Origin of the sequence: Cytobacillus sp. FSL H8-0458 (assembly GCF_038002165.1) — a bacterium.
Taxonomy (GTDB): domain Bacteria; phylum Bacillota; class Bacilli; order Bacillales; family Cytobacillaceae; genus Cytobacillus.
In genome coordinates this window covers 193,174-214,005 of sequence record NZ_JBBOBR010000001.1, presented here as the reverse complement: position 1 = coordinate 214,005, position 20,832 = coordinate 193,174, and the positions used below count along the sequence as shown (strand labels likewise).

Annotated in this window: 17 protein-coding genes; 1 reads left to right on the top strand and 16 read right to left on the bottom strand. The window is 42.1% G+C overall.

All coding sequences use genetic code 11. From position 1 onward, the window contains the following. Nucleotides 1-8: 8 nt before the first annotated feature. Complete coding sequence (locus NYE23_RS00965; protein ID WP_035332624.1) at nucleotides 9-842, bottom strand: cytochrome c biogenesis protein; 834 nt, start codon at nucleotides 840-842, stop codon at nucleotides 9-11. Between the two features lie 14 nt (nucleotides 843-856). Further along, a complete protein-coding gene (gene hemA / locus NYE23_RS00960) occupies nucleotides 857-2,206 on the bottom strand; it encodes a glutamyl-tRNA reductase (protein WP_341074868.1) in 1,350 nt (449 codons plus the stop codon). 226 nt (nucleotides 2,207-2,432) lie between these two features. On the opposite strand from hemA, the gene NYE23_RS00955 reads away from it, so the two are divergent. After that, nucleotides 2,433-2,918 (top strand): LiaI-LiaF-like domain-containing protein, encoded by a 486-nt coding sequence (locus tag NYE23_RS00955; protein ID WP_341074867.1) that lies wholly within the window; start codon nucleotides 2,433-2,435, stop codon nucleotides 2,916-2,918. Between the two features lie 47 nt (nucleotides 2,919-2,965). On the opposite strand, the gene NYE23_RS00950 is transcribed toward NYE23_RS00955, so the two are convergent. From NYE23_RS00950 to ilvC, 14 genes are all read right to left on the bottom strand, one after another. Beyond that, a complete protein-coding gene (locus NYE23_RS00950; RefSeq protein WP_341074866.1) occupies nucleotides 2,966-3,703 on the bottom strand; it encodes an amino acid ABC transporter ATP-binding protein in 738 nt (245 codons plus the stop codon). Nucleotides 3,704-3,716: 13 nt separating this feature from the next. Continuing rightward, the gene (locus NYE23_RS00945; RefSeq protein ID WP_035332627.1) at nucleotides 3,717-4,364 is read right to left on the bottom strand and encodes an amino acid ABC transporter permease; all 648 of its coding nucleotides are present in this window, start codon (nucleotides 4,362-4,364) and stop codon (nucleotides 3,717-3,719) included. Nucleotides 4,365-4,446: 82 nt separating this feature from the next. Continuing rightward, nucleotides 4,447-5,229: a transporter substrate-binding domain-containing protein gene (locus NYE23_RS00940; protein ID WP_341074865.1), complete on the bottom strand. Its 783-nt coding sequence runs from the start codon at nucleotides 5,227-5,229 to the stop codon at nucleotides 4,447-4,449. Between the two features lie 326 nt (nucleotides 5,230-5,555). Continuing rightward, nucleotides 5,556-6,137 carry a ribosome biogenesis GTP-binding protein YihA/YsxC gene (yihA, locus tag NYE23_RS00935; protein ID WP_341074864.1) on the bottom strand — a complete coding sequence of 194 codons (582 nt, stop codon included), beginning with the start codon at nucleotides 6,135-6,137 and terminating at the stop codon, nucleotides 5,556-5,558. Continuing rightward, nucleotides 6,134-8,461 (bottom strand): endopeptidase La, encoded by a 2,328-nt coding sequence (lon, locus tag NYE23_RS00930; RefSeq protein WP_341074863.1) that lies wholly within the window; start codon nucleotides 8,459-8,461, stop codon nucleotides 6,134-6,136. Before lon ends, yihA begins: the two co-directional genes overlap by 4 nt. A 268-nt stretch (nucleotides 8,462-8,729) precedes the next feature. Beyond that, on the bottom strand, nucleotides 8,730-10,397 hold the full coding sequence (gene lonB, locus NYE23_RS00925) for an ATP-dependent protease LonB (RefSeq protein WP_341074862.1): 1,668 nt from the start codon (nucleotides 10,395-10,397) through the stop codon (nucleotides 8,730-8,732). A gap of 157 nt (nucleotides 10,398-10,554) precedes the next feature. After that, on the bottom strand, nucleotides 10,555-11,820 hold the full coding sequence (gene clpX / locus NYE23_RS00920) for an ATP-dependent protease ATP-binding subunit ClpX (protein WP_341074861.1): 1,266 nt from the start codon (nucleotides 11,818-11,820) through the stop codon (nucleotides 10,555-10,557). 518 nt (nucleotides 11,821-12,338) lie between these two features. Continuing rightward, entirely contained in the window at nucleotides 12,339-13,625 is a 1,287-nt protein-coding gene (gene tig / locus NYE23_RS00915; protein ID WP_341074860.1) for a trigger factor, read from the bottom strand. Between the two features lie 161 nt (nucleotides 13,626-13,786). Then, entirely contained in the window at nucleotides 13,787-14,815 is a 1,029-nt protein-coding gene (locus NYE23_RS00910) for a tetratricopeptide repeat protein (protein ID WP_341074858.1), read from the bottom strand. A 97-nt stretch (nucleotides 14,816-14,912) separates the two neighbouring features. Further along, the gene (gene leuD / locus NYE23_RS00905; protein WP_341074857.1) at nucleotides 14,913-15,506 is read right to left on the bottom strand and encodes a 3-isopropylmalate dehydratase small subunit; all 594 of its coding nucleotides are present in this window, start codon (nucleotides 15,504-15,506) and stop codon (nucleotides 14,913-14,915) included. A 16-nt stretch (nucleotides 15,507-15,522) separates the two neighbouring features. Then, nucleotides 15,523-16,938 carry a 3-isopropylmalate dehydratase large subunit gene (leuC, locus tag NYE23_RS00900; protein ID WP_341074856.1) on the bottom strand — a complete coding sequence of 472 codons (1,416 nt, stop codon included), beginning with the start codon at nucleotides 16,936-16,938 and terminating at the stop codon, nucleotides 15,523-15,525. 98 nt (nucleotides 16,939-17,036) lie between these two features. Continuing rightward, a complete protein-coding gene (leuB, locus tag NYE23_RS00895; protein ID WP_341074854.1) occupies nucleotides 17,037-18,149 on the bottom strand; it encodes a 3-isopropylmalate dehydrogenase in 1,113 nt (370 codons plus the stop codon). A gap of 129 nt (nucleotides 18,150-18,278) precedes the next feature. Further along, complete coding sequence (locus NYE23_RS00890; RefSeq protein ID WP_341074853.1) at nucleotides 18,279-19,817, bottom strand: 2-isopropylmalate synthase; 1,539 nt, start codon at nucleotides 19,815-19,817, stop codon at nucleotides 18,279-18,281. Next, complete coding sequence (ilvC, locus tag NYE23_RS00885) at nucleotides 19,804-20,826, bottom strand: ketol-acid reductoisomerase (RefSeq protein WP_341074852.1); 1,023 nt, start codon at nucleotides 20,824-20,826, stop codon at nucleotides 19,804-19,806. The genes NYE23_RS00890 and ilvC overlap by 14 nt, the downstream gene beginning before the upstream one ends. Nucleotides 20,827-20,832: the final 6 nt, after the last annotated feature.

The following is a 20,832-nucleotide window of genomic DNA, read 5'->3' as shown; positions in this document are numbered from 1 at the left end:
CCGCTTTTCTATGAATACCAAAAATGGAAAGATGAAAGTTTGCCAAATAAAAAGAAGTTAATTAATACAATTAAAAATGATGCTAAATTCCAGAGTGCTAAAGATTTTCCATATAAGCCCTTTCCGACTTTCATATAGAGATAAATACTATATAAAGCGAGGACAATGAATGAACCGATTACCTTAGAGTCATACCAGACCATATGCGGCAGTTTAATGTATGCCCACTGGATGCCTAAAATTAAACTTATCATCAGCATAGGTACACCGATTACATTTAATACATAGGACATATGTTCAAGCTTTGACAAATCCGTTATCCGGAGCAGCCTCGTTCCCCACTTTTTCCTTTTCAGCAAATCATATTGAATAAGATACAGCAATGAAAAAACGAATGATAGCGAAAAGGCCCCATATGAAAGTATCGCAACCGTTATATGAATCAGCAGCAATTCTGATATAAGCTGCTGCGCTTTGACAGCCGAATCAATCTGCACAGGTGCGAATGTATGGATAGCCATTATGATAAAGCCAAGAACATTTGTAAAAAAGACGATAAAATCAACTCTGAGCAGCCTGTTAATTCCCAAGGAAAGAGTAATAAGAACCCAGGCATAAAAATACAGGCCCTCAAAAATGGTCAATACGGGAAACCTTCCTGTATTAATCATATAAAGTATTAGGAACACCGTTTGAAGCACCCATACAAATGCAAGTAACCAGAAGGCAATTCTATTCGCCTTCCGGTTATGATGAAGAAAATCAATAAAATATAATAAGACACATAAGGCATACAGAACCACCGTGAATTCATGCAGCCGTGTCATATAGATGTCAAACATGTACAGAACCCCTTTTATGATTGAAAGGAAGTCTGCTGTGATTGAGCGAATGCGTGCTTTGGTTTGGCTGCTGCGTGCACGTTCTGCTGATCTGAAACAAGTTCTTCTATATTAAAGATTTTTACAAATAAATCTAATGCCTGTTCGGAATCTTTCTGTCCAGCCATTTCTTTAGCTTGTAAAATAGGATCTTTTAATAGCTGATTGATAATGCTCTTTGTATGCTTGTTCAGCACTTTTTTATCGCGATCACTCAAATGCGGCAGCTTTCTTTCAATGCTTGTCATGGTTTCACTCTGTATAGCCAGTGCTTTCTCACGCAAGGCGGAAATGACCGGAACAACACCAAGCAGGTTCAGCCATTGCTTGAATTCAACAATTTCTCCTTCAATCATCAGCTGAATCTTTTCGGCTGCCTTTTTTCGCTCCTGAAGGTTGGCTTCTACAATGCCTTCTAGATCATCAATATCATATAGGAAAACACTGTCCAGTTCTGCCAGTTTCGGATCCAGGTCTCTTGGGACAGCAATATCAACCATAAATAGAGGCTTGCCTTTGCGCATTCTTTCTGCGTAAGCCATCATATCCTTTGTGACAACAAATTCTTTGGCCCCGGTGGAACTGATTAAAATATCCGCTTCAACAAGAGCACATTGAAGCTCATGCAGCGTCTTTGCCTGGCCCGCATAGCGGCTTGCAAGATTCTGTGCTTTTTCAAATGTACGGTTAATAACCGTTACTTTGCTGGCTCCGTTGGCATGAAGGTTTTGAATTGCCAGCTCACCCATTTTACCGGCTCCTAATATTAGAACATGTTTATTTTCAAGTGATCCAAAAATCTTCTTAGCCAGTTCCACTGCTGCATAGCTGACAGAGACTGCATTTGCCCCTATTTCCGTTTCGGAGTGTGCACGCTTAGCAAGAGTTACTGCCTGCTTAAACAAGTGGTTAAAGACGGTACCGGTTGTATGTTCCGATTGAGCTCCCAGAAAACTGGACCTTACCTGTCCTAAAATCTGTGTCTCGCCAAGGATCATGGAGTTTAGGCCGCATGCTACTTTGAATAGATGCTCTATGGCCCCATCCTCTTCATAAATAAATAGGAATGGAGAAAATTCATTCTGATCCATATTGAAATGTTCTGCCAAAAATTCCTTTATATAATAGCGGCCAGTATGAAGCTGGTCCACAACTGCATAAATTTCGGTCCGATTGCAAGTAGACAGAATGACATTCTCTAAAATGCTTTTTTTGTCATTTAAAGTCTTCATTGCCTCGCCCAATTGTGAAGGATTAAAGGTTAGACGTTCACGGATTTCAACAGGGGCAGTTTTATAGTTAAGACCGACGACTAAGATATGCATTGAAATTGACACCCCCATAATTATTGCCTAGTTCATTAATATTAATTATATCATTTCTATTTTTTCAATTAATGCTTAAATGTGAACAGATAATGAACACATATGATACTATATTTTAAACAGGAGCCTGTCTAAGGTAATCTTAAAATAGACAAATACTCCCTTATGTACAGTAACAAAAAAACTTGCCGGATTCAAGTGAACCTTATTGGAAGTGGTGTTTTTCATGAAAAATCAGCGTATTTTCCCCGGAGTTATTTTACTCGGATTTGGAGCCTACTTTTTTCTCCAGCAGAGCGGATTTACTGCCTTACAGTCTTTTTATTCCTGGCCGACTCTTCTCATTATCGTCGGAGCAGCCTTTTTAATTCAGGGATATGGCGCAAGGGATAATGATTCCATATTGCCAGGGGTTATTTTAACCGGATTTGGCCTGCATTTTCATGTGGTGAACCGCCTCGAAATTTGGCCGGATCATATTGGTACATTCATTCTTATAATTGCTCTCGGCTTCCTCCTTCGGCATCAGAAAACAGGTGCAGGATTATTCCAGGGCATCTTATTCTTAATTCTTGCCGCATTGCTCCTGTTTTATGACAGAGTAGCTGAGTGGATGGGACTTCTTGAAAATGGCGTCTCTGATGTTTGGCAATTTTGGCCAATCCTATTAATGCTAATTGGATTGTATTTTTTATTATCAAAGAAAAAATAAAAGACAGGGATATTTGGCTTTTCCCTGTCTTTTACCATTCAAACTGTTTAGAGAACCGAATCCAAGAAATTTTTGGTTCTCTGCTCTTTTGGATTGTTAAACAAATCCTCCGGGTGTCCCACTTCTACAATTCTTCCGTCATGCATATAGACAGCCCAGTCTGCCACTTCTCTTGCAAAGCCCATTTCATGCGTGACGACGACCATTGTCATGCCTTCCAGGGCCAGCTCCTTCATTGTGAAAAGCACTTCCCCCACAAGTTCCGGGTCCAATGCCGATGTCGGCTCATCAAAAAGCATGATATCGGGCTTCATTGCCAGTGCCCTTGCAATGGCTACACGCTGTTTTTGTCCGCCAGAAAGTTTTGATGGGTATACATTCTCCTTGTCAGAAAGCCCAACTTTTTTTAATAGCTCCTGGGCATCTTTTTTCACTTGATCCTTTGGAAGCTTTTTCACATGTAAAGGTGCTTCCATCACATTTTCGAGAACAGTCATATGAGGAAATAAATGAAAATGCTGAAAAACCATTCCTACTTTTTCTCTTACTTTATTTAGGTCATGTGTTTCTTTTTCAACCTTTTCACCCTCAAAAATGATATTGCCGCTGTCTTTTAATTCAAGAAAGTTCAAGCAGCGGAGCAGTGTGCTTTTTCCGGACCCGCTGGCACCAATCAGGCAAACTACATCGCTTTCCTTCACTGTTATGTCAATGTCTTTCAGGACGTGGAGATCTCCGAAAGATTTATTCAATTTTTCAACCTTAATCATGTACGATTCACTCATGCCTCATTCCCCCTTAATCACTGCTTGCCATTCTTTTCTCAATCATATTTACAAGGATTGAGAAAATAAGTACAAGTACTAAATAGTAAACAGCTACGATCAGCAAATAGCTCATGTAGTCATATTCATTGGAACCATATGTTGTGGCCACGTTAAAGAGCTCGTACATGCCGATGAAGGAAGCCAGTGAGGAATCCTTCAATGCAATGATAAACTGATTCCCAAGAGGCGGCATAGCCCGGCGGAATGCCTGAGGAAGAATGATTCTTCTCATTGCAAGGCCGGCAGTCATACCCAGTGAACGTCCTGCTTCCATCTGTCCCTTGTCGATGGATTGAATGGAGCCCCTGAAAATTTCGGCTATGTAGGCACCGTTGTGAAAAGCAAGTCCAAGCACAACCGACCAAAACTGTGAAATATCCAGCGCCGTCAATCCGAAATAGAAAATGAATATCTGAACAACAAGAGGTGTTCCCCTCACAAGAAAAATATAGATGTCTGCAATCCATTCCAGAACTTTCACTCTTGATATCTTTAAAAAAGCAAAAAACAACCCGATAAAAATAGCAATAAACACCGATACAATGGTTAATTGAAAGGTTAAGAGCATCCCCTTTAAAAATACGGGATATGTATCAATAAACTTTGTAAATAAATCCACAAAAATCCCCCTTCAGATGGCAATTTCATTTTGTGTAAAAAAACAAAACAGGCGAATGTCTAATACACATCCGCCCGCAATGTTATTCCTTCTCAGGATCAACTGTTATATCTTCACCGATATATTTTTTGCTGATTTCTGTGAGTGTTCCATTCTCGCGAAGTGTTTCAAGAGCTTCATTCACTTTTTCGAGCAGCTCTTTATTATCCTTTGCAACTGCAATTGCCTGCTCACTGCGGCCAAGCAGCTCTTTGCCTTCAATTTTCATTCCGGCGCCAATTGCTTCTTTGCCTGTAACAAAATCAGTGATAACAGCATCATGTTTTCCCTTGCTCAATGCTTCCAGGGCGACAACATCACTGTCATAAAACTGAATGTTATCTGTCACTTCCTCTGCATTTGAAGTGTATGTAGATCCTTTTGATACTGCTATCTCCTTGCCTTCGAGATCAGACAGTGTCTCAATCGTGCTATCCGGACGCACATATATTTGCGGGCCTGAATAGTAATATGGAGTTGAAAAATTTACTGCTTTCAAACGTTCTTCGGTAATGGTGTGGCTGGCTACGGCTGCATCAAAACGGCCTGACTTAACTCCCTCCACTATACCGCCAAACTTAAATTTATTCTGAACTGGCTCAAGCCCGAGTTCTTTTGCTACAGCCTCGGCTACATCAATATCAAAGCCGCTCATGCTTCCATCATCATTTGTATAACTAAAAGGTTTGAACTCTCCCGAAGCCGCATACGTAAATTTGTCTTCGTCTACTAGATCCATTCCGCTTTTAGACGCTTCCTCTGATCCGCATGAAGCCAGGACCAATACAAAAGCAGCTGCTATGATTCCTTTTAACCAATGTCTCACTAGTCTAAATTCCCCCTTCAGTATCTCTCTTTTTTATGTGCCCTTTAACTCTATCATTATTTATGAATATTCTCAAAATTCATATTTTATGATAACTTATGAAATTAAAGTATATAAGCTGTTCTCATTAACTGAACGTCTGTAAACTCCAACATAACTCCATATTCTCCCGTATCCTTTAGATTCCTTACCTTTCGACAAAAATTATATCCAGTTAATACCAAATGAATAACGAACTGCAGGATATCGCACATAACCATTTCCAGGAAGAAAGACCTGAATGGAGAAAACAAAAAAACCCGCTGCAAACGCTGCGGGATTTTTATTTACATATAGCTTTTTAATGCCGACCAGGCCTGGTCTTTCCCATAACCTGTTTCAGAGGAAAACATAATGATCTGATCATTCGGATCGATATCCAATGTTTCTTTCGTGATTTTCATATGTTTTTGCCACTTTGATTTCGGTATTTTATCAGCTTTTGTGGCAATTACTACACAAGGAATTTCATAATGCTTTAAAAAGTCGTACATCATGACATCATCACTTGTAGGGGGATGGCGCAAATCAACAATCAGCACAACTGCTTTTAACTGCTCCCTGTTTGTTAAGTATGTTTCTATCATCTTTCCCCAAGCTTCACGTTCTTTTTTGGATACCTTTGCATACCCATAGCCCGGAACATCAACGAAGTGAAGAATTTCGTTTATAAGGTAAAAGTTCAGGGTTTGTGTCTTCCCCGGCTTAGAGGATATTCTGGCAAGTCCTCGTCGATTAAGCATTTTATTAATGAAAGAAGATTTGCCGACGTTCGAACGGCCGGCTAGGGCAAATTCAGGCAAATCGCTTTCAGGATATTGATCAGGCTTAACAGCACTGATGACTATTTCTGAGCTGGTTACTTTCATGCTTGAGCACCGCCATTCAGGGCATGTTTCAAGACTTCGTCCACATGTGATACTAAAACGAAATCAAGTTCTTCCCTGATGCTTTCAGGGATATCTTCAATGTCTTTTTCATTATCTTTAGGGAGGATGATCTTCGTCAATCCTGCACGATGGGCGCTCAAAGATTTTTCTTTCAAGCCGCCAATAGGAAGCACCCGGCCTCTTAAAGTAATTTCCCCTGTCATTCCCACTTCTTTACGGATTGGTTTTCCTGAAAGAGCAGAAACCAGGGCGGTTGTAATTGTTATTCCGGCAGATGGGCCGTCTTTCGGGACAGCACCTTCTGGAACATGGATATGAATGTCATGCTTTTCATGGAAATTCTCATCAATGCCCAGTTCTTTAGCTTTTGATCGAACATAACTGAATGCCGCTTGAGCAGACTCTTTCATCACATCCCCCAGTTTGCCTGTAAGAACGAGCTTTCCTTTTCCGGGAGAAAGGGATACTTCTATTTGAAGGGTATCGCCGCCAACTGTTGTATAGGCCAGCCCTGTTGCAACGCCAACCTGGTCTTCCAGCTCAGCCTGACCGTAGCGGTATTTTGGCTTTCCAAGAAACTCTTCAGCATTTTTTGTGTTCACAATCACTTTCTTCTTTTCCCCGGATACGATAATTTTAGCCGTTTTTCTGCAGATAGTAGCCAGCTGGCGCTCCAACCCGCGGACTCCTGCCTCCCGGGTATAATAGCGGACTACCTTCTGAAGTCCATCCTCACGAATCTGAAGCTGGGATTTGGAAAGACCATGCTCTTTAATTTGCTTAGGCAGCAGGTGGTCTTTTGCTATGTGAATCTTCTCCTGCTCTGTATAGCCTGCAATCGTGATAACTTCCATTCTGTCCAGCAGCGGGCCAGGGATCGTGCCAAGATTATTGGCTGTGGCTATGAACATGACCTTTGAAAGATCATAGGTTTCTTCAATGTAATGATCACTAAAATTATGGTTTTGCTCAGGGTCTAAAACCTCCAGCATCGCAGATGAAGGATCCCCGCGGAAATCAGAGGACATTTTGTCGATTTCATCAAGCAGGAATACAGGGTTAATCGTCCCTGCCTTTTTCATGCCCTGAATGATGCGTCCTGGCATGGCACCAACATAAGTTCTTCTATGTCCGCGAATCTCTGACTCATCCCGGACTCCGCCGAGGGATACACGGACGAAATTGCGGTTTAGCGATGTTGCAATAGAACGTGCAAGACTTGTTTTACCAACACCTGGAGGCCCTGCAAGGCATAGGATAGGGCCTTTAAGGGAGTTTGTCAGCTTTTGCACTGCGAGGTATTCCAAAACACGTTCCTTTACTTTTTCGAGGCCATAATGGTCTTCATTCAGGATTCTCTCAGCCCTCAGAATATCCAGGTCATCTTCAGTTGACTTCGACCATGGCAATGTGACAAGCCACTCAATATAATTGCGGATAACCGCGCTTTCGGCTGAACTGGATGGAACCTTTTCATAGCGATCCAGTTCTTTTAAAGCAGTAAGCTGAACATGCTCAGGCATGCCGGCGTTTTCAATCTTTTCCGTCAGCTCAGCGATTTCTCCTGTCTTGCCTTCCTTATCCCCAAGTTCTTTTTGGATTGCCTTCATCTGTTCACGAAGATAATATTCCTTCTGCGTACGTTCCATTGATTTTTTCACACGCTGGCCAATCTTTTTCTCAAGGTTCAGAACTTCTTTTTCATTATGGATGATTTCAATAACCTGATTCATGCGCTCTTTAACATCAATGGTTTCAAGTATTTCCTGTTTTTCTTTTAGCTTTAAAGGCAAGTGGGAAGAAATGATATCTGCCATACGCCCAGGCTCTTCAATATCTGCTACAGAAGAGTATGTTTCGGCTGATATTTTCTTCGATACCTTTATGTATTGCTCAAAATATTCAAGCATAGTCCTCATCAATGCCTGATCTTCTACATCCTTTGTCTCAGGATCCTCAAAAACCTTCACACTAACGGTATAATGTTCAGTTTCGTCCTGAAAATCAATGATTTCCGCTCTCTTAAGCCCTTCAACAAGAACACGGATGGTACCGTTTGGAAGCTTGAGCATCTGCTTGACACGTGTGAGCGTGCCCATTCCATATAGATCATCTTCTGATGGTTCATCTATAGATATATCCTTTTGTGTTGTTAAGAAAATTAAATGGTCATCTACCATTGCTTTTTCCAGAGCCTGAACCGATTTCTCACGGCCTACATCCAAATGCAGAACCATGGTTGGATAAACCAGCAAGCCCCGAAGCGGCAGGAGGGGGACGATGATTTCTTTCTTTTTCGCCATTCCATTGCACCTCCAAAATGCATCTTTTTAACCCCATTATTGCTAATAATTTCTTTGTACAATTCTATCGTATTTAAATAGCAGTGTCTATTAAAGAGAAATAGCGGAAAGCCGTATTTCAATGATATTCATTTATAATTACACTTTATCCTTCTTTACGCAAATAAAACTTCGGTTTGTAGCCTAAACTGCAAACCGAAGTTTCTGACCGCGATTAGCGGAGGCGTTTATACAGCGGGCTTTCAGCAACTGCAAACCGGGCCACACATCATATGCTTTCTTTTTTCTTTAATTCGATTGAAGCAGTTACAGCCTGCTCTTTGAGATACTCTTTTTGCAGTGCTGCTTCAAATACCTCATTCAAATGAGATACCGGGATAATCTTAATTCCTGTTATCTCCTTTAAGATGGATTGCATATTTTCTTTTGGAATGATTACTGTCTGTGCTCCCGCTTTTTTGGCTGCCTTCACCTTTGGATATACGCCTCCAATTGGCTTGACATACCCATGAATGCTGATTTCCCCGGTCATAGCAACAGTATTGTCAACTGGCCGTTTATAAATGGCAGAATAAATCCCTGTCGCCATGGCAATGCCGGCAGAAGGACCGTCAATTGGAACTCCGCCAGGGAAGTTGACATGAATATCATATTCGTCAGCCGGGACGCCCATTGATCTCAGAACTGTAATAACATTTTCAATTGAACCCCTGGCCATACTTTTTCTCCGGATTGACTTTCCTTGGCCGCCAATGCTTTCTTCTTCCACTATGCCTGTAATATTAATGCTGCCCTTCTCTTTTGCAGGAATCACAGTAACTTCAATATCAAGCAAAGCACCTGTGTTCGGCCCATATACTGCCAGCCCGTTGACAAGGCCAACAGCAGAATGGGAATTGATTTTTCTCTCCATTCTCGGTGAAAGCTGACTCGATTGGACAACCCACTCAATATCTTCATCTTTTATGTAATCACGGTCCTCAGTAATTGCTAAACCCGCAGAGATTTGAATCATATTTACCGCTTCGCGTCCATTTCTTGCATAATTAGCAAGAATGCCGAGACCTTTTTCACTAACAGCTAGATTGACCTTTTCCGCAGCCTTTCCAGCTACAGCTATTATCTCTTCTTCAGCTAACTCCCTGAAGAATACCTCCATGCATCTGGAACGAATGGCTGGCGGAATTTCATTAGGAGTTCTGGTAGTTGCTCCGATCAGGCGGAAGTCCGCAGGCAGGCCATTTTTAAAAATATCATGAATATGGGTTGGTATTTGAGTGTTTTCTTCATTATAATAAGCGCTTTCCAGAAATACTTTCCGGTCTTCAAGCACTTTCAGAAGCTTGTTCATCTGAATGGGGTGAAGCTCACCGATTTCATCAATAAAAAGCACGCCGCCATGTGCATTTGTAACAGCACCCTGTTTAGGCTGCGGAATTCCCGCCTGTCCCATCGCCCCTGCTCCCTGATAGATAGGATCATGTACAGAACCTATTAAAGGATCCGCAATACCCCTCTCATCAAATCTCGCCGTAGTGGCATCCAGCTCGATAAAAACAGAAGCTGCCCTAAAGGGTGATTTTGCATTTTTCTTGGCTTCTTCCAGAACCAACCTGGCCGCAGCCGTTTTTCCCACGCCTGGTGGACCATAAATAATAACATGCTGAGGATTGGGTCCGCACAATGCTGCTTTCAGAGACTTAATTCCATCCTCCTGCCCCACAATGTCAGCAAAACTGGATGGACGAACTTTTTCTGATAAAGGTTCAGTTAATGAAATGGAACGCATCTTTTTTAATACATCCATTTCCTTCCTTGATTCACGGTCGATAGAAACTTTCTGTGTCCGCTGGCTCCTAAGCAAATTCCAAAAGTAAAGCCCAATGACAATTCCAAAAAACAATTGGATAAATAAAGCGATCCCCGTCCAACTCATTGTGTTCCCTCCTGCATTATTTGTTCTCGTTAATAATGCTAGTATCTCCCTGACTGAGTTGGAATAAACAAGGAATTCATTTAAAAGTAAGGTAAGAAAAAGGGTCAGAAAGGCACAAAAAAATGGCCATGCCCCGCAGGGACTGGCCATTTTTCAATTACGCTGAAGTCTTGCGCTCTTCTTCTACGACTGTACCATCCTCCAAAACAAGTTTAGGAGAACCGTTATCAATAACCGTTTCTTTCGTAATAATGCATTTTTTAATATCTTCACGAGAAGGAAGATCAAACATTACATCCAGCATAATTCCTTCAATAATGGAGCGCAGTCCGCGGGCACCTGTTTTTCTTTCAATTGCTTTTTTAGCAATTTCCTCAAGTGCGCCTTCTTCGAAATCAAGCTCAACATCATCTAGTTCAAGCATTTTCTGGTATTGTTTGACAAGTGCATTTTTAGGTTTAGTTAAAATCTCAATCAGAGCCGCTTCATCAAGCTGGGAAAGGCTTGCAATAACTGGAAGACGTCCAATAAATTCTGGAATTAATCCGAATTTCAGCAGGTCTTCAGGAAGCACTTTTGCAAGAAGATCCTTTGGCTCGATTTCTTTTTGATTCTGGTCTGAACCAAATCCAATTACCTTTTGTCCTAAACGGCGTTTAATAATTTGCTCAATGCCATCGAAGGCACCGCCGCAAATAAATAGGATATTGGTCGTATCAATCTGGATAAATTCCTGATGAGGATGCTTGCGGCCGCCTTGTGGCGGTACGCTTGCAACTGTTCCTTCAAGAATTTTCAACAGCGCCTGCTGCACACCTTCACCTGATACATCACGAGTGATGGACGGATTTTCCGACTTACGTGCAACCTTATCAATCTCATCAATATAAATGATTCCTTTTTCTGCCTTTTCCACATCATAATCTGCTGCCTGAATAAGCTTTAGAAGGATATTTTCAACATCTTCCCCGACATATCCGGCTTCAGTCAAAGATGTTGCATCTGCAATGGCAAATGGAACATTAAGAATACGGGCCAATGTCTGAGCCAGCAGGGTTTTACCGCTTCCAGTCGGACCGATCATGGCAATATTACTTTTTGATAGTTCAACTTCATCAATCTTGCTGTTGGAATTGATGCGCTTATAGTGATTATATACTGCAACAGACAGCGATTTCTTCGCCTGCTCCTGGCCAATTACATATTCATCCAGAATATCGCGGATTTCAGCCGGCTTTGGCACATCTTTGAACTCTACTTCTTCTTCTGTTCCCAGTTCTTCTTCCACAATTTCAGTGCAAAGCTCAATGCATTCATCACATATATATACTCCAGGCCCAGCAACAAGTTTGCGGACCTGATCCTGTGTCTTGCCACAGAAGGAACACTTCAATTGCCCTTTTTCGTCATTAAATTTAAACAAATCCTTCACCCCTTGAAAAAACTTCAAAACGATATATAAAGCTTGCGAATTCACATGCAATTAGTTCTTTATTCAGCCATATAAAGGTTGGGAATTAAAGAGGACACTGTATAATTGCACTTGCAATTAGGCCTCTTTAATCATTTACACTTTCGTAAAAATCAAAACCTTCAGCAGTTATGTATTGCATTGTAACACATTTTTACAGTGGACAGGAAATGATAACTCTTAAAACATTTTAATTATGTATGCATGCATGTGATGGGTCTTCGCAAAGATAAGCCAGGCTGAATTTTATATGTACTTTCATAAGCTTAACCAAAAATGGCTAAATTAAGTCGGCCCTCTGAACCGATAATTAAATTATCTATTTATATGTATTTGTATTCCTGTCCATGTGCAATATGCCGTAAAACTTTTCACCAGGCAAAAGATACAAGGGAGATTTTCTTTATGTATGGTCTTGATGGTATAAAACAAGGCACGATAAACTCGCGCCTTGTTTACTACTACTTCTATTATGCAACAGTCTTGCTATTTTCCACAAGGAAATCTACTGCTTTTTTAATTTGAAGATCTGCTTTTAGGCCTTCAAGGCTTCCAAGAGCTTGTGTGATCTGGTCAGCAGACATGTTGTACATTTCTGCCATTTTGTTAAGTTCTTCTGTAACTTCTTCATCGCTTACTTCGATGTTTTCAGCTTTTGCGATTGCTTCAAGAGTAAGGTTAACGCGGACGCGCTTTTCAGCTTCCTCTTTCATTTGCTCGCGCAGTGCAGCTTCATCCTGTCCGGAGAACTGGAAGTATAGTTCCAGGTTCATACCTTGCATTTGAAGACGCTGTTCGAACTCCTGCATCATGCGGTTAACTTCAGTATCAACCATTGCAGCCGGGATTTCCATTTCTGCATTAGCAGCAGCTGCTTCAACAGCAGTGTCGCGGATATGGTGCTCAGCTTCATGCTTTTTGCTTTCTTCTAAGCGAGTTTTAATTTTTTCTTTTAATGCATCCAAAGTTTCCACTTCTTCGTCTGCATCTTTAGCAAACTCATCATCCAGCTCAGGAAGCTGTTTTGTTTTGATTTCATGTACAGTTACTTTAAAAGTTGCAGGCTTACCAGCTAACTCAGCCGCATGGTATTCCTCTGGGAAAGAAACTTCAACATCCTTAGATTCTCCAGCAGCAGTACCAATCAGCTGCTCTTCAAATCCAGGGATGAATTGTCCTGAACCAAGTTCTAAAGAGTAGTTCTCAGCTTTTCCGCCTTCGAAAGCTTCACCATCAACGAATCCTTCAAAGTCCATAACAACTGTATCGCCGTTCTCTGCTTTTCCTTCTTCTTTAACAGCTAGCTCAGCTTGTCTTTCCTGAAGGGAAGTTAACTCATTGTTAACATCTTCATCTGTAACGTTTGTATCAAGCGGCTTAACTTCAAGACCTTTATATTCGCCAAGCTTTACTTCAGGCTTAACAGTTACTGTAGCTTTGAAGATAAGGCTTTTTCCTTTTTCGATTTGCTCAACATCGATTTCAGGGCGATCAACAGGCTCAATGCCAGTTTCATCAATTGCATTAGCATATGCTTCCGGAAGAAGATAATCCACTGCATCCTGGTATAAAGATTCAACTCCGAAACGCTTTTCAAACATTCCGCGAGGCATTTTACCTTTACGGAATCCAGGTACATTTACCTGCTTAACTACTTTTTTGAATGCAGCGTCCAAACCTTCGGTTACTTTCTCTGCATCTACTTCAATTGTAAGAACCCCGCGGTTCCCTTCTAACTTTTCAAATTTAGCAGACATACAATCATTTCCCTCCAAAAATCTATTATCATTTCATTCATGACAGAATGTTATGAATATCTCTTGATTTTCAAGCCATATCCATTTAATAAAAATGTATATATACACATAATACAACCATTATATTATAACACACACTCCCTGTCTTTCAACATTGAAGGCTAAATATTGGGATAAGAAATTTCTTCTATCTTTCTTATAAAGGCAAGAGCCTCTTCTATTTCCTCTTCGGGAGCATCATAAATATCACCCAGCTTGCTTATCGAACTGTTTAAGCCATGATACTCATTTAAGAGCATATGGTATGCCGCTGCCCAGGACGCAGCATTCTCCGGCGGGGCTTCATGCGGATAAAGCAGGAAAAAGTGCCTTTCTGCAATGCTCTTTGTATTTTCAAATAGTACCGGGTCTTCCTGCTCGAGCTGATTCTCCAGTTTATTGACTATTTTTAACAGCATCGGCTGCTGATGAACAGGTGGCAGTTCAACAGGATTTACCCGAAGGCTTTTATCAAACTTCCGAATCGTTACATGTTTTTCATACCCATGCTCAGAAAGTACATTTAACAGCATCGTTTTAAAAAAAAGACTTCCATCCTTCGCTTCCAAATAGGCTTTAATATCTTCTAGATAAGGCCTGATATTATGTTCTGCCAGCTGTGCAGCAATCTGCATTTGTTCATGCTGTTCCTGGCAGGAAAACAGGTTTAGCTTCCTGCTGTTAAATTCCTCCGGATCGGGTGCTTCGATCTCGGTTTCAGAAGGTGAAGCAGCCATTTTTCTGCTGAACTCAAGCATTCTGCTAAAATGCTCAAATTTCTCCTTCGGGATCTCCCTTTCTTCAAGCAAAACCTCGATCGTTGCTGCAATCTCACTGTATTGATGCAGCTGCACAAGGATCATTAAATAAAGATCCATTACTTGTATGTAATCCCCTATGCCTGTCTGGAGCATTTTATTAGCCAGTTCTTTTGCCTTTTCCAAAGCTCCGGCTTCATAATATGCCAGAACGAGCCCAATATGAACATCCGTATTCTCAGGCTCCATCTCCAGTGCTTCTTCAAAGAACCGGATCGATTCCTTATACCTTTTCTGCTGAAAGGACTCTAGCCCCTTTTCCAGCAGTCGCTTCTCAAGGCCGGGAAATAGAATGATTTTATTGTTTTGTTTTCTCTGTTCCCGCTTTCCCATGCTAAAACCGCCTCAACTAGTATTTTTGAAGTTAGTGTAGCATGAAATAGCACAAAAACAAAAAGATTCATGGTTTCATGCCATGAATCTTTCATACCTACTGTACCGTAAACCGTTTTTCTTCAAAACTTGAAATGCTGCTTTCCAATTGAAGGGTAATCTCTATTTCATCCCATCCGTTTATCAGCATTTTTTTCCAGTATTCATTAATTGTGAATGATGCTGAAAAATTATATTTATCTTCAATTATTCCATTTTGCAAATCAACCTTTAGGTCATACGGCTGGTTTTTGGCACGTTCGAGCAAATATTCGACTGTTTCAGCCGGCAGAGTGATTGGCAAAAGCCCATTTTTTAAGCAATTTTGATGAAAGATATCGGCAAACGAAGGCGCAATAATTACTTTGAAGCCATAATCCGCTAAAGCCCATGGCGCATGCTCCCTTGAAGATCCGCAGCCGAAATTCTCATTTGCTATGAGGATGGCAGCACCCTGATTTTCAGCCTTATTCAGCTCAAACTCCGGGTTAGGCAGCCCTTCTATCGTAAATCTCCAATCATAAAACAGATATTGTCCAAACCCCGTTTTCTCAATTCTCTTTAGAAATTGTTTGGGGATAATCTGATCAGTATCCACATTGGCTCTATCCATTGCAGCTGCTTTTCCATGAAGTGTTTTAAATCCGCTCATTTTGTTCTCCTCCTTCTTAATGGACAGTCTCTTTACTTAGCAAAGCACCTACGTCCACAAAATGTCCGTATATAGCTGCCGCTGCAGCCATTAAAGGGCTGACAAGGTGTGTTCTGGCCCCTGATCCCTGTCGTCCTTCAAAATTACGGTTTGATGTCGACGCACAATGCTCGCCGTTTGGCACAATATCATTATTCATGCTCAAACACATGCTGCAGCCTGATTCCCTCCATTCAAACCCAGCCTGCTTAAAAATAAGGTCCAGTCCATCTGCCTCCGCCTGCTTCTTGACCTGCTGTGAACCTGGAACAACAAGTGCACGGACATGAGGATGAACCTTCTTCCCTCTAATCATTTCAGCTGCCTGTCTTAGGTCTTCCAGCCGGGAATTTGTGCAGGACCCGATAAAAACATGCTGAATTTGAATATCTTCAATTTTTTGGCCTTCCTGCAGGCCCATATATTCTAAAGCTCTTGATAGTGATTTTTGCTCAAGCTCGTTTTTACAATCTGCAAGTTTTGGAATTTGTTCATTCACCTTGGAAGTCATAGATGGATTTGTGCCCCAGCTGACCATGGGCGCAATATCTGCGGCATCAATTTGAATGATTTTATCGTATTGTGCATCAGGATCGGATACAAGCTCCTTCCAATTCTCGACCGCATCCGCAAATCCTGCTCCATTTGGCGCATACTTACGTCCTTGAAGATACGCAAACGTTGTTTCATCTGGACTAACAAGTCCCGCTTTTGCGCCTCCTTCAATGGACATATTGCAAATCGTCATTCTTTCTTCCATTGACATTTTTGCAATCGTCTCCCCGCAATATTCAATAATATGGCCCGTACCAAATCCGATTCCATTTTTGGCAATAATATAAAGGATGACATCTTTTGCAGTAACACCTTTTTTCAGCTCGCCGTTTATCTCAAGTTTTAAAGTTTTAGGCTTGCTCTGCCATAAAGTCTGGGTAGCAAGGACATGCTCAACTTCACTTGTGCCGATGCCAAAGGCTATTGATCCAAAAGCTCCATGGGTGGATGTATGGCTGTCCCCGCAAACAATCGTCATGCCTGGCTGAGTCAGCCCCAGCTCCGGCCCGATCACATGAACTATACCCTGTTCAGGACTATCCAGCCCGGCAAGAGGGATGCCGAATTCCAGACAGTTTTTTTCCAAAGTGGTCATTTGGTTTAATGCAACAGGATCATTGATGACTTTTCGGTTATCAGTAGGAATATTGTGATCAACTGTGGCAAATGTTTTATCAGGCCTTCTAACTTTTCTGCTTTTCATTCTTAAACCGGAAAATGCCTGAGGGGATGTAACTTCATGCACTAAGTGGAGGTCTATGTACATCAAATCAGGCTTTCCTTCTTCCCTGTGGACTACATGCTTTTCCCAAATCTTATCTATTATTGATTTTCCCATTCGTCTCCACTCCCTTTTTAAAAGAAACACGGCCGATGATGGCCGTGTCTCAAGTTTAAAATCAGCTGAACCAGTGTACACCAGTCATCTCTCAGCTCTTATGCATAAGCCCCCATGATATTAAGAATAGCCTCGTTATCCAAAAGGGTAGCCTTCACCTCTTCAATCATTTCAGAAGTAGTGACAACCTTTTTTCCAAATGAAACAATATCTCTCGTGCGATAGCCGGCTTCAAGAACTTGATTAACAGCATTCTCAACTGCTTCAGCTTCCTCTTCCATTCCGAAAGATAAACGGAGCATCATCGCTGCTGATAAAATCATGGCAATTGGATTAGCTGCATTTTTCCCTTGAATATCTGGTGCTGAACCATGAATTGGTTCGTATAAGTAAGGCCCGTTTTCCGAAATGCTGGCAGAAGGAAGCATCCCTAAAGAACCGGTCAATACAGAGGCTTCATCGCTCAGAATATCACCGAACATATTCTCTGTTACGACAACATCAAACCTTTTCGGGTTTTTAATCATTTGCATAGCTGCATTATCAACAAGCATATGTTCAAGAACGACATCTGGATATTGCTTTGCAATGTCCTCTGCAACTTCTCTCCACATTCGGCTTGATTCCAGGACATTAGCCTTATCAACAGAAGTCACTTTAGCACGCCGCTTTCCGGCAAGTTCAAATGCCAGCTTAATGACACGGCGCATTTCTTCTTTTTGATAAAACAGAGTGTCAACGACAGCATCTTTTCCGTTTTGCTGTGTCCTTTCGCTTGGCTTTCCAAAATAAAGTCCGCCGGTTAATTCCCTGACCATCAGCATATCCACGCCTTCAATTACTTCATTTTTTAATGGAGAGGTATCCGAAAGGCTTGAATAATATTGAGTTGGCCGCAAATTGGCATATAGATTTAATTCCTTGCGGATCCTTAAGAGACCCTTTTCTGGACGAAGGTGGGGAGGCTGCCGGTCCCATTTAGGCCCGCCAACCGCTCCCAGCATGACCGCATCGCTTTCTTTGCAAAGCTCCAGCGTTTCATTAGGCAGCGGTGTTCCGGCTGCATCAATAGCAGAACCGCCGATTTTACCATATGAAAATTGGAATTGATGTCCGAACCGTTCACCAACAGCCTGCAGGACTTCAATTGCACCCTTCACCACTTCTTTGCCGATCCCATCTCCTGGAAGTACCGCGATACGTTTTTTCATTTTTAATCCCTCCGTCTGATTTATTGTTTTATAGATTTTTTTCATATTTTATTTCTGTGGCGCATTTGCTTTTCGAGGGAAGGAACAGGAGGCTTTCCGCCTTCGTCTGCGGAATCTCCTGCTTCCCGATCAATTTGCCTCTACCGCCTGCGCTTTCTCTCTCATATATATGACTCTATTAACAGCGTTCAAGTAAGCTTTCGAGGAAGCTTCGAGCACATCCTGGGCCAAACCGCGGCCGCTGGTTTCCATTCCTTCATAGTTCAGCTTTACATAAACCTGCGCTAAAGCGTCTCTTCCGGCCCCTACGGATTGGATACGGTAATCTAGAAGGCTAGCTGTTCCATTCAGGCATTTTTCCAATGTGTTATACAGCGCCTCAATGCTTCCTGCTCCAGTACCGGCTTCCTGGATTACTTCGTTGTTTGATCCTGACAGTGTAACAGTTGCTGTTGGAACAGAGTTCGTGCCATACTGGATTTGGATTCCGATCAAATCATAGAACCGCTGCTCCTTGGAGAGCTTCTCTTCAAGTACTATTGCTGCAAGGTCGTCGTCTGTCATCTCTTTTTTGCGGTCAGCCAAATCTTTGAAAACTGTGAAAAGCCGGTTTGCTTCTTCATCTGCTACTTCAAGCCCCAGTTCATTCAGGCGGTTTTTAAATGCATGTCGTCCAGAATGTTTTCCAAGCACCATGGAATTGGATTGGAATCCGACTAGGTCAGGGGAAATAATTTCATACGTTGTTTTTTCCTTCAATACCCCATCCTGGTGTATTCCTGATTCATGTGCAAAAGCATTCCTGCCAACAATTGCTTTGTTGGCTGGCACCACCATACCTGTCAGCTTGCTGATTAGACTGCTCGTTCTGCTGATTTCCTGAAGATTCAGACGGGTCGAAGCCTGATAATGATCATTCCGGATGTATAGGGCTACTGCCAGCTCCTCAAGTGCTGCATTCCCGGCTCTTTCACCAATTCCATTAATCGTGCCCTCAATCTGTGTTGCTCCATTTTCTATAGCTGACAGCGAATTCGCTATGGCCATTCCCAAGTCATCATGGCAATGAGCTGACAAGGATACTTTATCAATAGAAGGAACATGATTTCTTAAATATTGAAAAATTTCTCCGTACTCCTGTGGTGTTGTGTATCCAACTGTATCCGGTATATTGATGATTCTCGCACCGGCCTGGATGACCTTTTCAATGATCTCTGCAAGGAAAGGCAGTTCTGTCCTGGAAGCATCCTCTGCAGACCATTGGACGATCGGGAATTTGGAAGCAGCATATTTTACAGTGTCCACTGCTGTTTCAACCACTTCATCCTTCGTCTTCCTTAACTTATACTGCCTGTGTATTGGAGAGGTTGCCAGGAATGTATGTATCCTTGGCTCAGCTCCATCCTTTAAAGCTCCCCATGCAGCATCTATATCAGAGATAACTGCTCTTGCCAATCCTGTGACCGAGCAATTTTTAATCGTCTGAGCAATATTCTGTACTGATGCAAAATCCCCTTTCGAAGCTGCAGGGAAGCCTGCCTCAATAATATCAACGTTCAAGCGTTCCAGCTGCCTGGCGATTTCCAATTTTTCCGAAAAATTTAGGTTTACACCGGCAGATTGCTCGCCATCTCTTAATGTAGTATCAAATATCTTAATTGTTGCCACTTACGACCACTTCTTTCTTCTTGCTGCTATTTACAAACGGCATCATTTTGCGGAGTTCTCTTCCCACCTGCTCGATCGGATGCTCATTTTCTCTCTGATTTACGGCATTGAATACCGGTCTATTTGCCTGATTCTCCAAAATCCATCCTTTTGCAAAATTCCCTTCCTGGATATCTTTCAGCACTGCCTTCATTTCTTCTTTCACTCTTGCGTCAACTACACGCGGGCCGCTGACAAAATCTCCCCATTGAGCTGTATCTGAGATGGAATAGCGCATTCCTTCAAGACCGCCCTCATACATAAGGTCAACAATGAGTTTTAGTTCATGTAAGCATTCAAAGTATGCCAGTTCCGGCTGATAGCCTGCTTCTGTCAGAGTCTCAAAACCTGCTTTCACCAATGAAGTCAGCCCTCCGCACAGCACTGCCTGTTCGCCAAACAAATCTGTCTCGGTTTCTTCTTTAAAAGTCGTTTCCAGGGCACCTGCGCGAAGAGATCCAATGGCTTTAGCGTAAGCAAGGGCCAGTTCCTTTGCTTCCCCTGTAACGTCCTGATGGACTGCAAACAGGGCTGGAACACCTGCATCCTGTTCATATGTTCTTCTGACTAAATGGCCTGGTCCTTTCGGTGCTACAAGCAGTACATCACACTCTTTAGGAGGCACGATCTGATTAAAATGAATATTAAATCCATGGGCAAACATTAATGCCTGGCTTGATAGATTAGGTTCGATTTCTTCCTTGTATACTTTTGGCTGCAGTTCATCCGGCAATAAGATCATCACTACATCAGACTGCGCAGCTGCCTCACCGACCGGATATACCCGGAAACCGTCTTCTTCTGCTTTTTCCCATGACTTCCCTTTCCGCAGGCCGATGACAACCTCAACCCCGCTGTCTCTCATATTTAACGCATGTGCATGTCCCTGGGATCCATATCCGATGACCGCTACCTTCTTTCCGTTTAAATACGCTGCATTTGCATCTCCGTTATAATACATTTTCGCCATGTTATA